Annotated in this window: 13 protein-coding genes; 7 read left to right on the plus strand and 6 right to left on the minus strand. The window is 68.7% G+C overall.

The window, feature by feature from the left end:
• Positions 1-8 precede the first annotated feature (8 nt).
• Complete coding sequence (gene hydA / locus ABD206_RS13165) at positions 9-1,445, minus strand: dihydropyrimidinase (protein WP_344073342.1); 1,437 nt, start codon at positions 1,443-1,445, stop codon at positions 9-11.
• A complete protein-coding gene (locus ABD206_RS13170; RefSeq protein WP_344073346.1) occupies positions 1,442-2,290 on the minus strand; it encodes a nitrilase-related carbon-nitrogen hydrolase in 849 nt (282 codons plus the stop codon). Before ABD206_RS13170 ends, hydA begins: the two co-directional genes overlap by 4 nt.
• A gap of 140 nt (positions 2,291-2,430) precedes the next feature.
• On the opposite strand from ABD206_RS13170, the gene ABD206_RS13175 reads away from it, so the two are divergent.
• Positions 2,431-3,807 carry an aminotransferase class I/II-fold pyridoxal phosphate-dependent enzyme gene (locus ABD206_RS13175; protein ID WP_344073348.1) on the plus strand — a complete coding sequence of 459 codons (1,377 nt, stop codon included), beginning with the start codon at positions 2,431-2,433 and terminating at the stop codon, positions 3,805-3,807.
• Positions 3,808-3,978: 171 nt separating this feature from the next.
• On the opposite strand, the gene ABD206_RS13180 is transcribed toward ABD206_RS13175, so the two are convergent.
• Positions 3,979-4,500, minus strand: a complete 522-nt coding sequence (locus ABD206_RS13180; RefSeq protein WP_344073350.1) for a hypothetical protein — start codon at positions 4,498-4,500, stop codon at positions 3,979-3,981.
• Positions 4,501-4,543: 43 nt separating this feature from the next.
• Here ABD206_RS13180 and ABD206_RS13185 point away from each other — a divergent pair, with 43 nt between their 5' ends.
• From ABD206_RS13185 to ABD206_RS13195, 3 genes are all read left to right on the plus strand, one after another.
• Positions 4,544-5,089: a 2-phosphosulfolactate phosphatase gene (locus tag ABD206_RS13185; protein WP_344073352.1), complete on the plus strand. Its 546-nt coding sequence runs from the start codon at positions 4,544-4,546 to the stop codon at positions 5,087-5,089.
• A 189-nt stretch (positions 5,090-5,278) separates the two neighbouring features.
• Entirely contained in the window at positions 5,279-6,820 is a 1,542-nt protein-coding gene (locus tag ABD206_RS13190) for an Ig-like domain-containing protein (RefSeq protein ID WP_344073354.1), read from the plus strand.
• Positions 6,821-6,867: 47 nt separating this feature from the next.
• Positions 6,868-9,597 carry a LamG-like jellyroll fold domain-containing protein gene (locus tag ABD206_RS13195; protein WP_344073356.1) on the plus strand — a complete coding sequence of 910 codons (2,730 nt, stop codon included), beginning with the start codon at positions 6,868-6,870 and terminating at the stop codon, positions 9,595-9,597.
• Positions 9,598-9,722: 125 nt separating this feature from the next.
• On the opposite strand, the gene ABD206_RS13200 is transcribed toward ABD206_RS13195, so the two are convergent.
• The 3 genes from ABD206_RS13200 to ABD206_RS13210 all read right to left on the minus strand — a co-directional run bounded on the left by ABD206_RS13200 (position 9,723) and on the right by ABD206_RS13210 (position 11,815).
• Positions 9,723-10,211 carry a SprT-like domain-containing protein gene (locus ABD206_RS13200; RefSeq protein ID WP_344073358.1) on the minus strand — a complete coding sequence of 163 codons (489 nt, stop codon included), beginning with the start codon at positions 10,209-10,211 and terminating at the stop codon, positions 9,723-9,725.
• A gap of 43 nt (positions 10,212-10,254) precedes the next feature.
• Entirely contained in the window at positions 10,255-10,788 is a 534-nt protein-coding gene (locus ABD206_RS13205) for a hypothetical protein (protein WP_344073360.1), read from the minus strand.
• Between the two features lie 154 nt (positions 10,789-10,942).
• Complete coding sequence (locus ABD206_RS13210) at positions 10,943-11,815, minus strand: spermidine synthase (protein ID WP_344073362.1); 873 nt, start codon at positions 11,813-11,815, stop codon at positions 10,943-10,945.
• 43 nt (positions 11,816-11,858) lie between these two features.
• On the opposite strand from ABD206_RS13210, the gene ABD206_RS13215 reads away from it, so the two are divergent.
• The 3 genes from ABD206_RS13215 to rpoB all read left to right on the plus strand — a co-directional run bounded on the left by ABD206_RS13215 (position 11,859) and on the right by rpoB (position 18,034).
• Positions 11,859-12,614: a 5-oxoprolinase subunit PxpA gene (locus ABD206_RS13215; RefSeq protein WP_344073364.1), complete on the plus strand. Its 756-nt coding sequence runs from the start codon at positions 11,859-11,861 to the stop codon at positions 12,612-12,614.
• 34 nt (positions 12,615-12,648) lie between these two features.
• Complete coding sequence (locus tag ABD206_RS13220) at positions 12,649-14,301, plus strand: 5-oxoprolinase subunit B/C family protein (RefSeq protein ID WP_344073367.1); 1,653 nt, start codon at positions 12,649-12,651, stop codon at positions 14,299-14,301.
• A 241-nt stretch (positions 14,302-14,542) separates the two neighbouring features.
• On the plus strand, positions 14,543-18,034 hold the full coding sequence (rpoB, locus tag ABD206_RS13225) for a DNA-directed RNA polymerase subunit beta (protein ID WP_344073370.1): 3,492 nt from the start codon (positions 14,543-14,545) through the stop codon (positions 18,032-18,034).
• Positions 18,035-18,041: the final 7 nt, after the last annotated feature.

Here is an 18,041-nt window from a genome sequence, read left to right on the forward strand (position 1 = left end):
CTCCTCTGTCAGACCAGGTACTGGCTCAGGCCGCGCTTGATGAAGCTGCCGTCGCCCTTGCGGCCGAGGTACTGGTTGTCGTCGACAATGACCTTGCCCTTGGAGATGACGGTGTCCACGTGTCCATCGACCTCGAAGCCCTCCCAGGCCGAGTGGTCCATGTTCATGTGGTGGGTCTTTCCCAGGCCGATCGAGGTGTGCCCGTTCGGGTCGTAGATCACGACGTCGCCGTCGGCACCGGGCTGGATGACACCCTTCTTGCCGTACATGCCGAACATCCGCGCGGGGGTCGTGCTCGTGAGCTCCACCCAGCGCTCCAGGGTGATCTCGCCGGTCACCACGCCCTGGTACATGAGGTCCATCCGGTGCTCGACCGAGCCGATGCCGTTGGGGATCTTTCGGAAGTCGCCGAGGCCGAGGGTCTTCTGGTCGGTCATGCAGAAGGGGCAGTGGTCGGTGGAGACCATCTGCAGGTCGTTCGTGCGCAGCGCCTGCCACATGTGGTCCTGGTGGCCTTCGGCGCGCGAGCGGATCGGTGTCGAACAGACGTACTTGGCGCCCTCGAAATCGCCCCACTGCTCGCTCGTGGCCCCGAGATGCTCTTCGAGAGACATGTAGAGGTACTGCGGGCAGGTCTCGCCGAACACGTTCTGCCCCTTGTCCCGGGCCATCGCGAGCTGCTCCACGGCCTGCTTCGCGCTCACGTGAACGACGTACAACGGCGCTCCCGTGATGTGGGAGAGCATGATCGCACGGTGGGTCGCCTCTTCTTCGGCCTGCCAGGCGCGGGCGATGCCGTGGTAGTACGGCGACGTCTTACCGGACTCGGCGAGCTGTTCGGCGAGCACGTCGATGACGGGTCCGTTCTCGGCGTGCATCATCGTGAGCAGCCCGGTGTCGGCCGCGACCTGCATGGACTTGAGGATCTGGGCGTCGTCCGAGTAGAAGACCCCGGGGTAGGCCATGAACATCTTGAAGCTCGTGATGCCCTCATCGATCAGCGTGGGCAGGAACGCCAGCGACTCGTCATCCACACCGCCGATGATCTGGTGGAACCCGTAGTCGATGGCGCAGTTGCCGGCGGCCAGCTCGTGCCACTTCGCGAGGCCGTCGGGCACCTTCGTACCGTAGGTCTGCACGGCGAAGTCGACGATCGAGGTCGTGCCACCCCAGGCGGCCGCCCGGGTGCCCGTCTCGAAGGTGTCCGAGGCGAAGGTGCCGCCGAAGGGCAGCTGCATGTGGGTGTGGGCGTCGATGCCGCCCGGGATCACGTACTTGCCGGTCGCATCGATGACGGTGTCGACGGAGGCGGTGAGGTCGGTGCCCAGCAACTCGGAGCCCGGCGCGAGCACCGCGACGATCTTCTCGCCGTCGATAAGGACATCGGCCAGAGCGCGGCCGGTCGCCGAGACGACGGTGCCGCCGGTGATGAGTGTCGTGCTCACGGTGCCACGATCCCTTCGTAGGTGTCGGGGCGGCGGTCACGATAGAACTGCCAGTCGTCGCGCATCTGCTGCACCATGTCGAGGTCGAGGTCGCGGATGAGGACCTCCTCATGCTCGCTGGAACCGACGGCCCCGACGAAGTTGCCGCGCGGGTCGATCACCTGGCTCGTGCCGTAGAAGCTGACGGCCGCGTCGCCGTACTCGTTGTCCTCGGATCCGACGCGGTTGGGCTGCAGGACGAAGTAGCCGTTGGCAACGGCCGCGCACGGTCCCTCCACCTCCCACAGACGGTTCGACAGGCCCGGCTTGGTCGCGTTCGGGTTGAACACCATGTGTGCCCCATTGAGGCCCAGCTCGCGCCATCCCTCGGGGAAGTGGCGGTCGTAGCAGATGTACATGCCGACTTTGCCGACCGCGGTCTCGAAGACGGGATAGCCCATGTTGCCCGGCCGGAAGTAGAACTTCTCCCAGAACTTCTCGACGTGGGGGATGTGGTTCTTGCGGTACTTGCCGAGGATGGTGCCGTCGGCATCCACCAGCACCGAGGTGTTGTAGTAGACCCCCGTCTGGGCCTCTTCGTAGATGGGGAGCACCATCACGGTGCCGAGCTCTTTGGCCACCGCGGCGAAGCGCTGCACGATCTCGCCATCGGCGGGCTCGGCGTACCGGTAGTACTTCTTGTCCTGCGTGATCCCGAAGTACGGGCCGTAGAACAGCTCCTGGAAGCAGACGACCTGTGCGCCCTCCGCTGCCGCGTCGCGGGCGAACTGCTCGTGCTTGTCGAGCATCGAGTCCTTGTCGCCGGTCCAGGTGGTCTGCGTGATCGCTGCGCGCACCGTCGTCATGTCGAGCCTCCCGAGTTCTGGGAGGGTGCGGCTGACCGCGCCCTCTCTGTTACTGTCTGGCTTGAACATTTCCCGACGGTTTCGTCGGATGACGCAACCGTAAATGTTGACCAGATCAACCGCAGGAAATGGGGCGACGCATGAACCCGGTGCTGGCCCGCGCGACCTTCTCCGCGGCGAGTCCGCAGGCGATCGCGGCGGAGCTGGCGCGACTCGTGAACGAGGGGGCGATCGCCCCCGGTGAGCGTCTGCCGACCGTGCGGGAGGTCGCCACCGAACTCGGCGTGAGTCCCGCGACCGTGAGCGCCGCCTGGAAGGCGCTGTCGCAGGCGGGGCTGATCGTGTCGCGCGGGCGGGCGGGATCGTTCGTGCGGGAGCCTCGGCGCGAGGGGGTCACTCCCCGCGTGCACGGCATGGCGCAGCATCCGGGATCCCCGCGCCTGGATCTGTCGGTCGGCACCCCGGATGCGGCGCTGCTGCCCGACATGGGTGCGGCGTTCTCGCGTGTGTCGGCGCGGGCGCACACCGGCAGCTACCACGACTCTCCCGTGCTGCCCGAGCTGGGCGCGCTGCTGGCCGAGCAGTGGCCCTCGCGGGCCGAGGCCATCACGGTGACCGACGGCGCGCTGGATGCCGTCAGCCGCGTGCTCGAACAGGTCGTCCACTTCGGCGACCGGGTCGCGGTGGAGGACCCGGGGTTCCCCTACTTCTTCGACCTCATCGATGCGCTGGGCGCGGTCGCGGTGCCGGTGGCGGTGGATGCCGACGGCATCGTCCCTTCGAGCCTGGCGCACGCACTCGTGTCGCGTCCCTCCGCGATCGTGCTGCAGCCGCGCGCCCAGAACCCGACGGGCGCATCGATGGACAGGGCGCGCGCCGCCGAGCTCGCGCGCCTCGTGCGCGCCTCGCGGGACGGACACCGCATCGTGATCGTCGAGGACGACCACTCGGGTCTCATTGCGGCCGCGCCCCCGGTGACCCTGGCCACGTGGCTCCCCGCCCAGACGGTGCACGTGCGCAGCTTCTCCAAATCGCACGGTCCGGACCTTCGGATCGCCGCGCTCGGCGGGCCCTCCTGGCTCATTGACCGGGTCGTCGCCCGGCGTCTGCTGGGGCCGGGGTGGACGTCGCGGGCACTGCAGTCGGTGCTCTACGACCTGCTCACCGACCCGGTCGCGGTGGCCGTGGTCGACCGCGCTCGCGACACCTATCGCTCACGACAGTTGCGACTGGCCGAGGGGCTTCGCCGCCACGGCATCCAGGCGCCGCTGGCCGATGGGGTAAACATCACCTTCCCCGTCGCGGAGGAGCGTCCAGCCCTCGTGCACCTGGCCGCCGAGGGGATCGCCGCCGCCGGCGGTGCGCCGTTCCGCGCGACCCTGGAGGCTGGCGGTGCGACCGCCGCGGTGTCCGAGGTCTCGGCCGCGGCATCCGGCCCGTTCGTCCGGCTCACGGTCGGCCTCATCCCCGACGACGCCGCCTGGGTCGCCCCCGCGATCGCCCGCGCCCTGCGCTGAGCCACCCCCGCGCACGCCGCCGCGCTCGCCCGTGCGCGCCGCCGCGCTCGCCGCCGCGCACGCCGCCGCGCACGCCGCCGAACCCACAACCTCCTTGCGAATCCACACGCTGAATGCGCAACGAACGTACGGGTTCGCAACAAACGTGTGGGTTCGGCGAGGAGGACGCGGTCAGGATGCCTGGGGCGCGGGTGGGGCGGGGTCGGGCCCGGACCCGGGATCGTGGGCCCAGCTGGGGGCGATGGCGCGGACACGGGCGCTGCGCCACTGCCAGGTCGCCCACAGGCCGGGCCAGAGGGCGGGAGCTGCGGCCCCGCCGATGACCAGGCGTTCGCGCCACAGGGCGCGGCCGTCGGGGAGCGCGGACACCGCCATCTGGTGGTCCCAGACATCCAGCGCCGCCAGCGGGCCGGTGAGCGGGATGCCGCTGTCGCGGATGATCCGCACACGCACGCCGTCCACCTCACGCTCGCTGTCGGTGATCGAGATGAGCTGGCGTCCCACCGGAATGAGCCCACCGACGCTCAGGCCCACCGCCGCGTTGTCGCCGTGCTCCCACCGGGTGGGCATCGCCTCCAGCGGCTGCATGTCGAGGAGAGGCCCGTAGACCTCCGCCAGCACGCGCGGCGAGTGGAGGGCTCGCCAGGCGGCATCGGCATCGCAGTCGATCGCGAACTTGCTGAGCACTCGCATGGGGCCCAGTCTGGCATCCGTGGTCGCGACGTAGGCTGAACGGATGCCGACACCTGCGGATCAGTCCCGCTATCAGGTCCGTCTTGACTGGGGCCTCGCGGGACTCGCGCGCCTGGCGCTCGCGGATGTGACCGTCATCGTCGACGCGCTTGAGACCGGGGCGGAGTCCGACGAGGTCGCGAGTGCAGCCGCCGCAGCGGGGAGCGCGGTGATCCGCGCGTCGATGCCGACGGCGGCAGCTGCGGCGCAGGCTGTCCTCGATATCCAGCACGAGCGCGCCGCCCGCACGAGCGTCACGCTGCTGGCGTGCGGTGAGACCGACACGCACGGGCAGACCCGGTTCTGCGTCGAGGATCTGCTCGCGTCCGGTGCGGTCGCCGACGCGCTCGCCGCCCGAGGTATCGACCACACCTCTCCCGAGGTGGCCGCCGCATGCGAGGCGTTCCGGGGGCTCCGCGGAGCGATAAAGCACCTCTTCACGGCCAGCGCCTCAGGGCAGATCCTCATCGAGCAGGCGCGTCGCGACGAGGTGCTCGCGGCGGCGCAGCTGGATGTTCCCGGCGAGGCGAAGAGCGGAGCATCCGCCTAATCTGCGCGAAGCTAGCAGAAGCGTGAGGGACACGCCCAACACAACCGAGTCATAGATGGTTTTCAGTTTGGTGACCCGAGCAGTTCACCTGCCGATCACCGGGTAATACTCGCTAATCAATCCAGCTGGATAGGTTCTTCGACGGCCCGCGCGGATCCGTGCGTCGGCCCCTGAAAGGACCCTCGCCGGATGAACACCCTTCCCCGTCCTGCGCGACGCACGATCATCGCATCACTCGGTGTGCTCGCGCTCGGAGCAGTCTTCCTCATGCCGTCCATGGCCACCGCCGATGACGGATACGAACTCGTCGGTGAGCCGCAGGCCTACCTGATCGAGAACGTCCACGCGTCGGGCAAGGTGCTCGTCATCGGCTCGGAGGACGCTCAGGCCACCCAGCCCGACAGCTCGCTCGCCGCAGCGGCGGTCTTCACGATCGCGACCGCACCTGCCGCGATCGAGGCGCAGGAGGTGCTGTTCTACCCCGTCGATGGCCTGACCGATACGTACGTCCTGGCCAACGCCGAGGGTGAGATCCTCAGCCGCCGCGTCGACGGCGACGGCCTCTACCGCTACATCGAGATCCTGACCGAGTCGATCGACGATGCCGCGGCCGACCCCTACAGCCAGTGGAAGATCGTGGATGCCGGGAACGGCCAGGTCTATATCCACAACGCGCAGGTCGATGGGGCCGGCTACACCGCCGCGCTCGACATGTACAACTGGGCCACCGCCGACGGCTCTGAGATCCAGACTTACGATGCGGGCACCGCGAATGTGCAGAAGTGGGTGCTGAACTCCGTCGACGCGAGCGTTGACACCTACAGCGTTCGCACCGACACGGGTGTGGCACCGAGCCTGCCGACATCCATGGTCGCGAAGTACGACTGGGGCATCACGTTCCCGATGACCCTCGTGAACTGGGACGAGCCGGATGCCGCGGTGTGGAACACCGACGGAACCGTGACCGTCACCGGAACCGGCGTCGGCTACTTCGACGAAGAGGTCCCCGTGACCGCCGAGATCCTGGTCGGGACGGTGGGCGACGCCGTGGATGCCGAGATGACCTCGTATGCCGGCATCACCGTCTCGCAGTTGAGGATGTACGCGCCCACGACTGTCGAGCGCACCATCTCGGGGTCCGAGAGCACCCTCACCGTGAGCGTGTCCTGGGACTGGACGGCGATCACGGATGAGGACCTGGCCGCGGAGGGCGTCGTCGAGGTGCCCGCCACCGTCGCCACTGGATTCGACGCCCGCCTGCTGATCACGCTCACCCCCGCCGTGTCGGAGAACGTGCTGCGTGGCTCGGGCATCCACCTCACGTCGTACTACGGCGGCGCGCCGAGCGGCCTCATCGACGGCAACACCGGAACAAACGCCTGGAGCGACTGGCGATCGGGCGGCTCGACCAACCGTGTCAACCCGAACTCGGTCTCGTTCTACTTCGATCAGCCGCACCAGCTCACCGGCGCCGCGGTCTACGACAACGGCGGCACGGGCAACGTCGGACAGGTCACCGTCCAGTACCGCGACCTCATCGGCGGCTGGATCGATATGCCCGCGACGGACCTCACCTGGCCCTATGTCAACACGAGCGGCGCACTGAACTTCACGTTCGAGTCCGCGCCCGTCGTGGCCACCGGCATGCGCGTCATCGTCGAGCACGCCTCCACCAGTTCGTGGATGACGCTCTCCGAGATCCAGGCGTACGGCCCCGCGCTCGCCGGCTGATCATCCCGACATCTTCCCCTCGCATTCCTGACCTACAAGGACACCTGATGCACTTCTCCTCCCGTCGTCGCGCCCTCGGCGCGCTGACCACCGTCGCGCTCGTGGCAGGGCTCGTGGCCGCACCCGTGACCGCCGCGACCGCGTCCGACGACTCCTCGTCGGACGAGACCACCTCGATATCGAGCTTCACCCTGCCGGTCCTCCCCGACACGCAGTTCTACTCCCGCTATAGCGCGAGCCAGTTCTACCCCAAGTACGGCACCAACCCGTTCGAGGTGCAGACCTCGTGGCTCGTCGAGAACCAGGACGCGCTGAACATCCCGTTCGTTGTGCACGTCGGCGACGTCGTCGACCAGAACTGGGTCACCACCGAATGGGATGCCGCCGACAAGGCGATGCAGATCCTGACCGACGGCGGCCTGCCCTACTCGGTGATCCCGGGCAACCACGACACCGCCGATATGAGTGCACGCTCGTCCGAGGCGAACTCCTGGTACTACCTGCAGAAGTTCAACGCGGCCGAGATGGCCGCGCAGGGCGGCGATACCTACGTCGGCAGCTACCAGAACGGCCTCTCCAGCGCCTACATCTTCGAGGCCGAGGGATACCAGTGGATGTCGCTCGCCTTGGCGTGGAACGCCTCGGCCGACACGTTCGCGTGGGCGCAGGGCATCCTAGATGCCAACCCCGGCATCCCGGTCGTGCTGTCGTCGCACGCGATCATCAACATCGACACTGACCAGGTGACCGCGATCGACTGGGGCTTTGGTGAGGAGCTGTGGGATTCCCTGATCCGCATGAACGACCAGATCATCCTGACCGTCAACGGGCACTTCCACGGTACGACGATGCGCGAACGCACGAACGACTACGGGCACACCGTCTACCAGGTGCTCACCGACTACCAGATGGCAGCCGACGGCGGGAACGGCTACATGACGACCTTCGAGTTCGACCTGACGAACAGCGCGATCGACGTCGAGTCGATCTCGCCGTGGATCACCGTCAAGGACGAGGATTCGCTGACGTCGTCCGACGCCCCGTACCTGGAGGGCACCTGGCAGTCCTTCAGCATGGCCATGGATTTCGAAGAGCGCTTCGGGTACTCGGCGATCCCTGCCGAGGAGGATGGAACGGACCTGTCGGAGCTCGCCAAGGCGATCGTCTCCGAGGGCTGGGAAAGCACCGCGGCCGGCGCGGAGCTTGTGGCCGCCGGCGACAGCTCGGACTACATCGAGGTCGACGGAACGATCGCGCACTGGCGCTTCGGATCGGTCGCTGAAGGTGTCGTCGACGAGAACACCGTGATCCCGGATGTCGCCGGTGAGAGTCCCATGTATCGCAACGCGATCGAGAACACGGATGCGGACGAGGAGCTCGACGACGTGACGATCACGCACACGAACGTGCCGTATTACTCGTCCGACGCCGGCGCGGTCTGCTTCGACGATGTGCACCGCAACGACTCGGGCGTCGACACGCTGTCGTACATCACCACCGAGTACGGGGCGCCGGCGACCTTCGCCTCGCTCACCGCCGACAGCGGGTACACGATCGAGACGTTCCTGCAGCTGGACGAGGAGTGGACCGAGACCTACAACCGGTGGGGCGCGGCCCTGGCCCGCGGCGGCTCGCGCGAGTGGATCGGCATCCCCGACTCGTCCGACGCCGGTGCCAGCCCGATGTGGATCGGTATCTCGAATCTCCGCGAGTATCAGTACTCGGCGGCGAACAGCACCAACGGCGCGTCGTACACGCTCTGGTCAGGTGAGATCATGCAGGGCGCGTGGCACCACGTCGCGATCGTGAACGACCCGGCCGCCGACACCGCGATCATGTATGTCGATGGTGTCCCGGTGCTCCGCAACGCCTCCAGCGTCGGCGGGATGATGGCCGCGGACTTCATGCCCTGGATCATCGGCACCTCGACCTGGGACACCGAGCCCGACCACGGCTGGTTCGGCTGCGTGGGCGAGACCCGCATCGTCGACCACGCCCTCTCGACCAGCGAGTTCCTCACCAGCCGCGTCTCGATCGATGGTGACAGCTTCTCGGTCACGACCGACTTCGACTCGGTCTACGCCTACGACGCCTCGATGTCGGAGATCAGCGGAACCGGGGTCGCGGGCACCTCGGCCCGCGTCGAACTGGCGGGGGAGAGCCTCGGCACGGCGGAGGTCGCATCCGACGGCACGTGGACGGTCGCCCTGTCGGAGCCCCTCGCCGGCACCGGTTCCTACTCGCTCACCATCACCCCCTCGATCGGGTCGCGCGACGGCGACGCGGTGCAGGCCGTGCTCGTGATCGGTGAGCGCGAGTCCTGGACGCCTGCCGAGGGTGACCTCGTCGCGGGTCTGGAGAACCTCATTACGGTGAGCCCCAACCCGTTTGATCCGGGCGACACCGTGCAGATCGACCTGCCCGCCGGGCACGAGGGCGAAGACGTCTATGCGTTCGCGTTCTCCGACCCGACGGCCCTGGGATCGGCTACGGTCGGGGCGGTGGCGAGCGTGACGGTCACGATCCCGACAAGCCTGCCGCTGGGCTCGCACCGGATCGCGCTGTACAGCGCGGACGGCACGCTCATCGGATGGCAATCGGTCACGGTCGGCATCCCGACCGTGGCGGACACGGCGGGTGCGGCATCCGATTCGAGCAGCACCCAGGGACTCGCGACCACCGGCGGAACTCTCGCGGTGATCTTCATCATCGGTGCCTTCGCCCTGGCTGCGGTCGCCGCAGGTGCGGCCCTGCGGGTGCGCCGCCGGCAGGTGTAGTCGCACCTTCCCCTCCGCCGAAACCAGGCTCTGCGCCCGAAACCATGCGTGCAGAGCCTGGTTTCGGCGTTTTGGGGCTGGTTTCGCGCACGGGAGGGATCGCGAAGGCCCCACGCACACACGCGTCAGCGGGGGGTGGATGCCGCGAGCCGCGTCGCACGGGTGATCTCGCGCCGCGACCAGGTCAGTAGGTACCGCTCATCGAACCGCGGCGAACAGCGCGCGCACGACGTCTGGCGACTCGCCCGGCGGTGGCGGTAGGCGACATGCCCGGACGGGCATACGCCGACCCAGGGCGCCAGCTCGACGGCCGTCTCGCCGCGGTGGGTCGTGCCGCCGACGTAGCCGAGTTCCCGAGCGATCGCCTGCCACTGCGTGCCGTGTCCGGCGGCGCTGCCGGCCAGCGCGTGGGCGACCTCGTGCAGGAGGGTCTGGTGATTGGTGTCATCGTCGTAGCGTGCCGACAGGTAGCGCGAGACGCTGATGCGTTTGCGCGTGAAATCGCACAGGCCCGCGCGACGCTTGGCATTGTCGAAGCCGAAGCTCCACTCCGGACTGAGATGCAGCTCGATGAGGGCTTCGGCCCAGCGGCGCACGCTCTGCGGTTCGGACATGACGACAGGGTAGGTCGGGCCTACGACAGGGGGAGTTCGGCCCTCAGCTCGCGGCGACCGCGGCCAGCTCTGCGCGGCGCCGCTCGGCGGCGTCGATCGCCAGCAGCGTCGACTCGAGCTGGGAGTCCGGGGAGGACGTGTTCTGTCGCGCGAAGAGCGCGCGCTTGAAGTCTGATCGGGCCGCATCGAAGTCGCCGGCCTCGTAGTGGACCTTCCCTCGGTGCTGATAGGCGAAGGCGGCGATAGAGCCCCAGCCGGCGCCCTCCGCCTCGAGTGCACAGGTCGTCAGCTCCTGCTCGGCGGCGGCGAACGAGCCGCGGTACTGCATGACCGTGGCGTGCAGGATGCGGGCGCGCAGCAGATCTTTGCGGGTTCCCGCCATGCGCGCGGTGCGCACCGACTGCTCCGACACGGCGATGGCCTCGTCGAGCTCGCCGAGCACCTTCAGGAGCCACACGCGTTCGAGCAGGGCGGGGAGGCTGCGCTGGTCGCCGAGTTCGGCGAGTCGCTCCCTGCACTCGCTCGGCCGCACGATCTCGCGCAGCGACTCGGAGTCGTAGCCGTGGATGTAGCTCACCTGCACTCCCTTCCGCGCGTTCCTCGTGTGTCCAGCTGCACGAATGCGCTCCCAGTGTGCCGTGGCGAACCCTATGAAGCGGTGACACACGCCGAGGGCGTGTCGCATCGGCGGGGTCGCGCGTCGCGGGGCCGGCCCTGGTGAACGAGGCTGGTCAGCGCTCGAAGAGGGACGACGCCGGTGCCGGAGACGGTGTGGCGTCGGCATCCGTGGTCACCTGCGCGGTCGCGACGAACGTATCGACCTCCGCTCCCTGGGCGACCTTCGCCGGGTGAGGGCCCGCCGCCATGAGCCGGGGGAGCCACTCCGTGGGAAGGGGCGAGGCGGACGCCGCGACCACGAGGTTCCCGAACCGCCTGCCCTTGAGGATCTGCACCTCCGCCAGCAATGCGATGTGGGGGAGAACCTCGCGGATCGTCGCCACCTGGCGCCTCGCGAACGCGAGCCCCGCGCCGTCGGCGATGTTCACGAGGAGGATGCCGGTGGCCGAGAGGAAGCGTGCGGCGAGCCGATAGAACTCGACACTCGTGACATGCGCGGGGATGCGGGCGCCCGCGTAGACATCCGAGACCAGCAGGTCTGCCGCGCCGACCAGCCCTTCGGGAAGCTTCCCCAAGACGGTCCGGGCATCCCCGACGCGGGTGCGGATCGAGCCGCCCGCGCGGGGTGAGGGGAGGGGAAGCTCTGCGCGGACGAGATCGACCAGCGCCGGCTCGATCTCCACGACCTGCTGCCGGGAGCCGGGGCGGGTCGCCTCGATGTAGCGCGGCAGCGTGTAGGCGCCGGCACCGAGGTGGATCGCGGTGATCACCTGACCGGACTGGCCGATCTGGTCGATCACCGCCGCCATCCGCGCGACGTACTCGAAGTGGACGTGCGTCGGATCATCGAGGTCCACGTGAGACTGCGGCGTGCCGTCCACGTCGAGTTCCCAGCCGCCGGCGTACGGGGAGCGGACGATGCGGGCGATGGTGCCGTCACTGAGGCGAGCCTCCGCAGGAGGGTCCTCGACATGGGCGCGGGCCATGCCTTCTACGCTATCCGCCCCGCGCGCGGCGTAGCGTGGGGGCATGGGTGTGATCGACCTCAACGCCGACCTGGGCGAGACCGTCGAGGGCGTCCCGACGGCGGATGACGAGGCGCTCTTCGCGGTCGTGTCGAGCGCGAACGTCGCCTGCGGCGGCCATGCGGGGGATGCGGCGTCCATGGCCGCTTCCGTCGAACGGGCCGCCCGCTTCGCGGTCGCCATCGGCGCACACCCCTCCTACCCGGACCTCGCGGGCTTCGGTCGACGCAAGATCGCGATGAGCGCCGCCGAGCTGCGGAGCACGATCACCGAGCAGCTGGCCGCGCTGGCCCGAGCCGGGGCCGACATCCGGTACGTCAAGCCGCACGGGGCGCTCTACCACGCGGTCATGACCGATGCCGATCACGCGGATGCCATCGCCGCCGCCGTCGCAGACCTGGCCGCGCAGCTCGGCCGCGATGTGCCGGTCCTCGGGATGCCAGGAGTGATCGCCGTGGCCGTCGAGAGCATGGGGCTGAGCTTCGTCCCCGAGGCGTTCCTGGATCGCGGCTACCGCGGGGATGGCACGCTCGTCCCCCGGGGGGAGCCCGGCGCGCTCGAGACGGACGCTGCGACTGTGTCCGCGCGCGCGGTGCGATTCGTGCGCGAGGGGATCGTCGAGACTGTCGAGGGGACCGCGATCGAACTCGGCGCGGCTTCCCTGTGTGTTCACGGCGACTCACCCGAGTCCGTGGCACTGGCGCGCGCCGTACGCGCCGCCCTGGATGCCGACGGCGTCGAGGTGCGGGCCCCGTGGTGATGAGCACTGTGGTGTGCGGGCCGGGGGAGCCGTGATGATCTCCCGCTTCGGGAGTGCGGCGCTGCTGATCGAGCCGGTGCCCGCAGCGGCATCCGCCCCGGCCGCGCTGGAAGCGGTGATGGCCCTGCACACCCGACTCGTCGACTCTGCCCCCGGCGGAGTCATCGCGCTCGTCCCCGCCGCTCGTACGGTCCTCGTCAAGCTCGACCCGCGCGCGTTGAGCCTCGCCGCGGCACAGAGCTGGATCGAACAGACGCTTGCCGCCCCGACGGCGTCGTCGCGACGCGCGGGACCGGTGGTCGAACTCGACATCCGCTACGACGGCCCGGACCTCGCCGACACGGCGCAGCTGCTCGGGGTGTCGGACGAGGAGCTGATCGCCCGCCATTCCGGTGTCGAGTGGACCGTCGCGTTCACCGGCTTCGCGCCCGGCTTCGGCTACCTCGTCGCCGAGGACTGGCCCTTCGACGTGCCGCGCCTGGCCAGCCCCCGCACCCGGGTCCCGACCGGTGCCGTGGGGCTCGCCGCCGGCTTCGCGGGTGCCTATCCCCGTGCGACGCCCGGCGGCTGGAGGCTGATCGGCACGACATCCGCGCAGCTGTTCGACCCGGATGCCGCCTCCCCGGCCCTCCTCGCCCCCGGCGCCCGCGTCCGCTTCACCCCCACCCGCCCCGCGAGCACCCCGGCCGGCCCCGCGAGCACCGTCGCGCCGGCCGACGAGCTCAGCGAACCATCCACATTTCGCCGAACCATCCCGCAGAGCGGGCCACTTCGACGGAAACGGGATGGTTCGGTGGGACGTGATGCCGCACCGGGCCCTGCCCCGGCCGTGCGGGTCGAGGCGTCGGGGCTGATCGCCACGGTGCAGGACCTGGGGCGCCCGGATGCCGCGGCGCTGGGTGTCTCGCCGTCCGGGGCCCTCGACCGCGGCGCGCTCCGAACCGCGAACCGCCTGGTCGGCAACCGCGAGTCGGCTGCCGGGATCGAGATCGCGATGGGTGGGTTCCGCGCGATGGCGCTGGCCGACACCTGGATCGCCGTCACCGGCGCCTGGGGTCCGATGACCGTCGGCGGCCACCCCCTCGACCACGGCGCACCGCGCCTGTGGCGGGCGGGGGAGGAGCTGCACCTGGACTGGTTCACCGCCGGCGCCCGCGCCTACTTCGCCCTCCGCGGCGGCGTCGCCGCGCCGATCATGCTCGACTCGCGCGCCACCGACACCCTCGCGGGCCTGGGCCCCGCCGCGCTCGCCGCGGGCGATGAGATCACCCTCGCCACCGAGACCGCCGGCCCCGTCCCGCCCGTCGATCTCGCGCCGTGGTCGCCCCCGGGTGACGAGATCGAGGTGCAGGTGCACGTCGGCCCGCGGGATGCCTGGTTCGCGGCATCCGCGCTGCCGACCCTGTTCGAGAGCGTGTGGGTCGTGGATGCCGCCACCGACCGCGTCGGCATGCGGCTGCAGGGGCCCGCGCTGGAGCGGGTCGGTGCCCGCGAGGTCCCGAGCGAGGGGATGGTCACCGGTGCGATCCAGGTGCCACCGTCAGGGTCCCCGACGATCCTCCTCGCCGACGGCCCGGTCACCGGCGGGTACCCCGTCATCGCGACCGTGGATGCCGCGGACCTCGACCTGCTGGGGCAGGCCCGCCCGGGCACGCGCATCCGCTTCGGGCACGCGAGATCCCACTGACGGCCTGGGTTATACCGCAGGACCCGAAACTCGTCAAGAATCCCGCTGGACATGGCGGGTCGCGCCGCGTATAGTTGGTGGTTGCGCTCTTGGATTCCCCCTGCCCTCATATGGTGGTCGGCTGAGCCTGCGTGTCCCCGCATCAGTTCTGCGGTGTGTGACGTGCGGGTGTGGGGATGATCGCGCGAATCAATCTGACGACAAGGATAGAGCCCCGCCCGGGCCCACGGAGGTAATCCCCTTGGCTGCTGCGCCCCACGCATCCACCACATCCCCCAAGAACGGCCGCGGAGCTTCCCGCCTCTCGTTCGCCAAGATCTCCGACACGCTGACGGTCCCCGACCTTCTTGCGCTGCAGACCGAGTCCTTCGACTGGCTGGTCGGAAACGACACGTGGAAGGCGCGCCTGGCAGACGCGGTCGCCGCCGGCCGCAACGACGTGTCGACCCAGAGCGGTCTCGAGGAGATCTTCGAGGAGATCTCCCCGATCGAAGACCTCAGCGAGACCATGCAGCTGAGCTTCACCAACCCCTACCTCGAGCCCGAGAAGTACTCGATCGAAGAGTGCAAGGAGCGCGGCAAGACCTACGCCGCCCCCCTCTACGTCGAGGCCGAGTTCATGAACCACCAGACCGGTGAGATCAAGACGCAGACGGTCTTCATGGGCGACTTCCCGCTCCAGACCGACAAGGGAACCTTCATCATCAACGGCACCGAGCGTGTCGTCGTCTCTCAGCTCGTGCGCTCGCCGGGTGTCTACTTCGACAAGACCCCCGACAAGACCTCCGACAAGGACATCGTCTCGGCGCGCATCATCCCCAGCCGCGGCGCCTGGCTCGAGTTCGAGATCGACAAGCGCGATCAGGTGGGCGTGCGCATCGACCGCAAGCGCAAGCAGTCGGTCACGGTGTTCCTGAAGGCCCTGGGCCTGACGAGCGAGCAGATCCTCGAGGAGTTCGCGGGCTTCGACTCGATCGAAGAGACCCTCTCCAAGGACACGATCCTCACCAAGGAAGACGCGCTCCGCGACATCTACCGCAAGCTCCGTCCGGGTGAGCAGGTCGCCGCCGAGGCTGCCCGCGCGCTGCTGGACAACTTCTACTTCAACCCGAAGCGCTACGACCTGGCCAAGGTGGGTCGCTACAAGATCAACCAGAAGCTGGGGCTCGCCGGTCCGCTGACCGACTCGGTGCTCACGGTCGAGGACATCGTCGCGACGATCAAGTACCTCGTGCGCCTGCACCGCGGCGACGAGACCTTCGAGGGTCTTCGCGGTGGCAAGCCCGCCGTCATCCGCCTGGACGTCGACGACATCGACAACTTCGGCAACCGTCGCATCCGCGCCGTCGGTGAGCTCATCCAGAACCAGGTGCGCACCGGCCTGTCGCGCATGGAGCGCGTCGTCCGCGAGCGCATGACCACCCAGGACATCGAGGCGATCACCCCGCAGACCCTGATCAACGTGCGTCCCGTCGTGGCCGCGATCAAGGAGTTCTTCGGCACCTCGCAGCTCTCGCAGTTCATGGACCAGAACAACCCGCTCGCGGGTCTGACCCACAAGCGTCGCCTGTCGGCGCTCGGCCCCGGTGGCCTCTCGCGTGAGCGTGCCGGCGTCGAGGTCCGTGACGTCCACCCCTCGCACTACGGCCGCATGTGCCCGATCGAGACGCCGGAAGGCCCGAACATCGGTCTGATCGGCTCGCTCGCGTCGTTCGCGCGCATCAACGCGTTCGGCTTCATCGAGACCCCGTACCGCAAGGTCGTCGACGGCCGGGTCACCGACCAGATCGACTACCTCACCGCCGCCGAGGAGAACGACTTCATCGTCGCTCAGGCCAACGCCCCGCTGAAGGCCGACGGTCACTTCCAGGAGACCCGCGTCCTCGCCCGCCAGAAGGGCGGCGAGGTGGACCTCATCCCCGCCGAGGACATCGGGTACATGGATGTCTCCCCCCGCCAGATGGTGTCGGTGGCGACCTCGCTCATCCCGTTCCTCGAGCACGACGACGCGAACCGCGCCCTCATGGGTGCGAACATGCAGCGTCAGGCCGTGCCGCTGCTGCGCAGCGACTCGCCCGTTGTCGGCACCGGTATGGAGGGCTTCGCCGCGATCGACGCCGGCGATGTCGTCACCGCGAAGCGCTCGGGTGTGGTCATCGAGGTCTCGGCCGACGTCGTCGCCATCCAGACCGACGAGGGCGGTATCGACGAGTACTTCCTGCGCAAGTTCGACCGCTCCAACCAGGGCACGTCGTACAACCAGCGCGTGATCGTCTCCTCCGGTGAGCGCATCGAGGCCGGCGAGGTCATCGCCGACGGTCCTGCGACCGAGAACGGCGAGCTCGCGCTCGGCAAGAACCTCCTCGTCGCGTTCATGACCTGGGAGGGTCACAACTTCGAGGACGCGATCATCCTCAGCCAGGACCTGGTGAAGGAAGACACCCTTTCCTCGATCCACATCGAGGAGTACGAGGTCGACGCCCGCGACACCAAGCTCGGCAAGGAGGAGATCACCCGTGACCTCCCCAACGTCAGCCCGGACCTGCTGAAGGACCTCGACGAGCGCGGCATCATCCGCATCGGCGCCGAGGTCCGCCCCGGCGACATCCTCGTCGGAAAGGTCACTCCGAAGGGTGAGACCGAGCTCTCGGCCGAGGAGCGTCTGCTGCGCGCGATCTTCAACGAGAAGAGCCGCGAAGTCCGCGACACCTCGCTGAAGGTTCCCCACGGTGAGCAGGGCACGATCATCGCCGTCAAGGAGTTCAACGCCGAGGACGGCGACGACGAGCTCGGCTCGGGCGTCAACCGCCGCGTCGTGGTCTACATCGCCCAGAAGCGCAAGATCACCGAGGGTGACAAGCTCGCCGGCCGTCACGGCAACAAGGGTGTCATCGCGAAGATCCTCCCCGTCGAGGACATGCCCTTCCTCCCGGACGGCACGCCCGTCGACATCATCCTGAACCCGCTCGGAATCCCCGGTCGCATGAACTTCGGCCAGGTCCTCGAGCTGCACCTGGGATGGATCGCCAAGCAGGGCTGGAAGGTCGAGGGCAACCCCGAGTGGGCCGCGCGCCTGCCCGAGATCGCCCGCGAGGCCGCCCCCGGCACGAAGGTCGCGACCCCCGTGTTCGACGGCGCGTTCGAGTCGGAGCTGGTGGGTCTGCTGGACTCGACGCTCCCGAACCGCGACGGCGTGCGCATGATCGACTCGACCGGAAAGACCCAGCTCTTCGACGGTCGCTCGGGCGAGCCCTTCCCGGCTCCGATCTCGGTCGGCTACATGTACATCCTGAAGCTGCACCACCTCGTCGACGACAAGATCCACGCCCGTTCGACCGGCCCCTACTCGATGATCACGCAGCAGCCGCTGGGTGGTAAGGCGCAGTTCGGTGGCCAGCGCTTCGGTGAGATGGAGGTGTGGGCCCTCGAGGCCTACGGTGCCGCGTACGCGCTGCAGGAGCTCCTGACGATCAAGTCCGACGACATCCTCGGCCGCGTGAAGGTCTACGAGGCGATCGTCAAGGGCGAGAACATCCAGGAGCCCGGCATCCCCGAGTCCTTCAAGGTGCTCATGAAGGAGATGCAGTCGCTCTGCTTGAACGTCGAGGTCCTCTCGGCCGACGGCACGGCGGTCAACCTCCGCGACACCGACGACGACGCGTTCCGCGCGGCGGAAGAGCTCGGCATCAACATCTCTACCCGGTTCGAGTCCTCGTCCATCGACGAGATCTGAACCCGGC

This window comes from Microbacterium sediminicola (assembly GCF_039531125.1).
Taxonomy (GTDB): Bacteria; Actinomycetota; Actinomycetes; order Actinomycetales; family Microbacteriaceae; genus Microbacterium; species Microbacterium sediminicola.

Coding starts and splice junctions, on each gene's coding strand:
- ABD206_RS13170 (WP_344073346.1), bottom strand. CDS start 2,290: ATGACGACGGTGCGCGCAGCGATCACGCAGACCACCTGGACCGGCGAC.
- ABD206_RS13175 (WP_344073348.1), top strand. CDS start 2,431: ATGAACCCGGTGCTGGCCCGCGCGACCTTCTCCGCGGCGAGTCCGCAG.
- ABD206_RS13180 (WP_344073350.1), bottom strand. CDS start 4,500: ATGCGAGTGCTCAGCAAGTTCGCGATCGACTGCGATGCCGATGCCGCC.
- ABD206_RS13185 (WP_344073352.1), top strand. CDS start 4,544: ATGCCGACACCTGCGGATCAGTCCCGCTATCAGGTCCGTCTTGACTGG.
- ABD206_RS13190 (WP_344073354.1), top strand. CDS start 5,279: ATGAACACCCTTCCCCGTCCTGCGCGACGCACGATCATCGCATCACTC.
- ABD206_RS13195 (WP_344073356.1), top strand. CDS start 6,868: ATGCACTTCTCCTCCCGTCGTCGCGCCCTCGGCGCGCTGACCACCGTC.
- ABD206_RS13200 (WP_344073358.1), bottom strand. CDS start 10,211: ATGTCCGAACCGCAGAGCGTGCGCCGCTGGGCCGAAGCCCTCATCGAG.
- ABD206_RS13210 (WP_344073362.1), bottom strand. CDS start 11,815: ATGGCCCGCGCCCATGTCGAGGACCCTCCTGCGGAGGCTCGCCTCAGT.
- ABD206_RS13215 (WP_344073364.1), top strand. CDS start 11,859: ATGGGTGTGATCGACCTCAACGCCGACCTGGGCGAGACCGTCGAGGGC.
- ABD206_RS13220 (WP_344073367.1), top strand. CDS start 12,649: ATGATCTCCCGCTTCGGGAGTGCGGCGCTGCTGATCGAGCCGGTGCCC.